At 67.4% G+C, this 3048-nt stretch carries 2 protein-coding genes; one reads left to right on the top strand and one right to left on the bottom strand.

Annotated features, from left to right (window positions below):
- The first annotated feature begins 240 nt into the window (after positions 1-240).
- A complete protein-coding gene (locus DBR34_RS20415) occupies positions 241-975 on the top strand; it encodes a hypothetical protein (RefSeq protein WP_258224204.1) in 735 nt (244 codons plus the stop codon).
- Positions 976-1074: 99 nt separating this feature from the next.
- Here the strand turns inward: DBR34_RS20415 and DBR34_RS20410 are convergent.
- Positions 1075-3048, bottom strand: a 1974-nt coding sequence (locus tag DBR34_RS20410) for a methyl-accepting chemotaxis protein (RefSeq protein ID WP_258224203.1), incomplete at its 5' end; no start/stop codon positions are given.

Raw genomic sequence — 3048 nt, 5'->3', positions numbered from 1 at the left:
GGCGGTAACGCTGCCGCGAAGTAACACCCGGTGATTACAGACCGGCCGATCCTGCAGGGGATCGGCCTGTCGGCCACCAGGAAATCAGCCGCAAGGACACCCGCGAAGAAATCCGCACGAAAACAGCTGGATTTTCTGTCGTCACCGGCGGCTGTGCGTCATTGACAATGTTTGACCCATGCACAACCATGCCGCCCCACCTTCGTGGTGGGGTCTGTTCTGGTTGTATGCAGGGAAAGCATGAAATATCGTCATTCAGGCATCAGCATCGCCATCATCCTGTCGATGGCGGCATGTTCGGGCACGCCGTCCGATACCTCACCGGATCCTGTACCGGGATCTGCGCCTCTCCCGGTTGCCGCCCATGCCGCAGCGTCCGACCCCGTACCCCGCGACATCGCCCTGACCGCACCGAAGGCCGCGGCACCGACACCGTTCGCCGACATTCCGCGTGATCGTTCGACGCTGGGGCTGGAAGACGACCCGTTCGCGCCACACAGCAGAGCCGAACAGCAGTGGCTGGACCGCCATGGCTTCCCCAACGCGCGTCAGTGGGAGACCTACAGCGCTGCCTCCACTGCCATGCTGGAGCAGGCCGCCGCGTCGGGTGACACCGTCGCGCGTTCGATGCTGGACGGTCGCCTGATCGGCACTGACCCGCAGGCGCAGCAGCGCCTGCTGGACGCCGGCGCAGAGGGTGATCTGTATGCGTTGCAGCTGGTCGCGTCCTATCAGGCCGGCAGCAGCAAGGGCGATCCGGTGCTCGGCTATGCCATTTCCCGTGTCGCGGAAATGCGCGGCGACAGCACGTTGGGGCTCACCCGCGAGGTGATGTTCCGTCAGCCGCTGGATGTCGCCCAGCGCATGCGCGCCGAAGCAGAGGCATTACGCCTCAACACTGCGATGAGCGCGTTCTACCGCGACAGGCATGGCGTGGACGCAGAGATCGACATGCGCCCGATTCAAGGACAGTAGTCGCACGTCCAGCAACGAGGCCCTGCACACGCAGGGCCTCGTCATGGTCGCCCCGGCGCGACCGCGGCCGGGGCAGACAGGCGCACACGGCGCGGAAGACTACGCCGCGCGGCGGGCAGCCACAGCCCGAGTGCCCTGCTCCAGCTTGAACACCGCCACCGATTCACTCAGTGCGTGTGCCTGTTCTTCCAGCGCGCGGCTGGCCGCGGTGGCTTCTTCCACCAGCGCCGCGTTCTGCTGGGTCACCTGGTCCATCTGCACCACTACCTGGTTCACCTGCTCGATGCCGGCGGCCTGTTCCTTGGTGGCCGCGGCGATGTCGCTCATCAGCTGGTTGGTACGCGAGCTGGCCTGGGTGAGCCGGGCAATGGCCGCTTCGGATTCCACGGTCACGCTCAGCCCGGTCTTGACCTTGTCGCTGGCCTCGCCGATCAGGTCCTTGATCTCCTTGGCCGCCGTACCCGCACGCTGTGCGAGCGTGCGCACTTCGCTGGCGACCACGGCAAACCCGCGCCCGTTCTCGCCGGCACGCGCCGCTTCCACGGCGGCGTTCAGCGCCAGGATGTTGGTCTGGAACGCGATGCCGTCGATCACCGAAGAGATCTCGGAGATGCGCGCGGAGGATTTGTCGATCTCGCTCATCACCGTGGCCATCTGCGCGATCGCCTGTTCGGTAGCGCGCACGGCAACGCCGGACGCATGCGCTTCCTGGTCGGCCTGGCTGGCCAGCTCGGCGTTCTGGCGCACGGTGGAGGTCAGCTCTTCCATCGAGGCGGCGGCCTCTTCCAGGTTGGCGGCCTGCTGCTCGGTGCGGCGCGACAGGTCGTTGTGGCCGGCGGCCAGCTCCTGCGCGGCGTCGTTGATGCTGCCGGCGGCGCCCTGGATCTGCTGCACGATAGCGGTCAGCTGCGCCGCGGTGACGTTGGCATCGTCACGCATCTGCGCGAACACACCTTGGTAGTGGCCTTCCATGCGCGAGGTGAGGTCACCGGTGGAGATGGCACGCAGCACCTGCGACAGGTCGGCAATGCTCGACTGCGAGCTGGCCATCATGCCGTTGAGGTTGGCCACCATGGCGCGGAACTGGAACTGGAACGCGGCCTCGTCGCCACGCACCGAGAAGTCACCGGCGCGCGCGGCGCTGGCCAGCGTATCGATCTGCTGGTTGATCGCCATCAGGCTGGTCTTGACCGTGGCCATGGTGCGGGTCAGCAGCGCCTTCTCGCCCGGGTAGCTGTCCAGGTCGCGGCTGAGGTCGCCGATGGCGTAGTCGGCCATCACATCGACCATGTGCGACTGCACGGCCACGTGCGAGCCGACCAGTTCGTTGGTGGCACGCAGCATGCGGCCGTAATCGCCCGGCAACGCGGCCGCGTCCATCCGGTAGCTGATCGCGCCGGCTTCGTGCTGCTGCGCCATCTGCAGCTGCGCGGTGATCGCGGCCTGCACGTTCTGGCGCACGCTGCCCATGGCGTTGCCCAGCAGGGTGAGTTCGTCGCGGCCCCCCAGGCGGAAGTCCTGGTCCAGCTCGCCACGGGCCATGCGGTCGGCCAGGCCCACCGCGCGGGCCAGCGGGCCGGTCAGGCTGCGCCCGATCAGGATCGAGGCGGCAATGCCGACCAGCAGCGCGATGCCACCGAGCACCAGCAGCTGCAGCAGGGTGCGCTCGCCCAGGCGGATCGCCTCGGCAGCGGCCTCGCGGCTTTCCTTCTCTTCATAGGCCACGCCATCGGCGAGCGCCTTGTTCCAGCCGTTGGCCGCTTCCTGCACCGGGCCCAGGGTCAGGGCGACGGCGCCGGGAAAATCGCCCTGCTCCATCAGCTCGCTGGTCTGCTTGTTGAGCGGGCGTGCGGTGGCGCGCCTGGCCGCGATCTGCTCGCCGATCGCCTTGCCTTCGGCATCGGTGGGCAGCGCCTGGTAGGCGGTCCAGCTGGCCTCGTAACGCTTGACCAGCGCGGCAATGCGCGCCTCGTCGGCCTCGCGCTCCTGACCCTGGCGGATCAGCATTTCACGACGCACGACCATCATCTGGTTGTTCGCATCGAGCATCTCCGACAGCAGCCGCACCTTGGC

It is taken from the genome of Stenotrophomonas sp. HMWF003, assembly GCF_003061285.1.
In the GTDB taxonomy this organism is placed as follows: Bacteria; Pseudomonadota; Gammaproteobacteria; order Xanthomonadales; family Xanthomonadaceae; genus Stenotrophomonas; species Stenotrophomonas maltophilia_AP.
This window is presented reverse-complemented; position numbering and strand designations above follow the sequence as displayed.

Coding starts and splice junctions, on each gene's coding strand:
- DBR34_RS20415 (WP_258224204.1), top strand. CDS start 241: ATGAAATATCGTCATTCAGGCATCAGCATCGCCATCATCCTGTCGATG.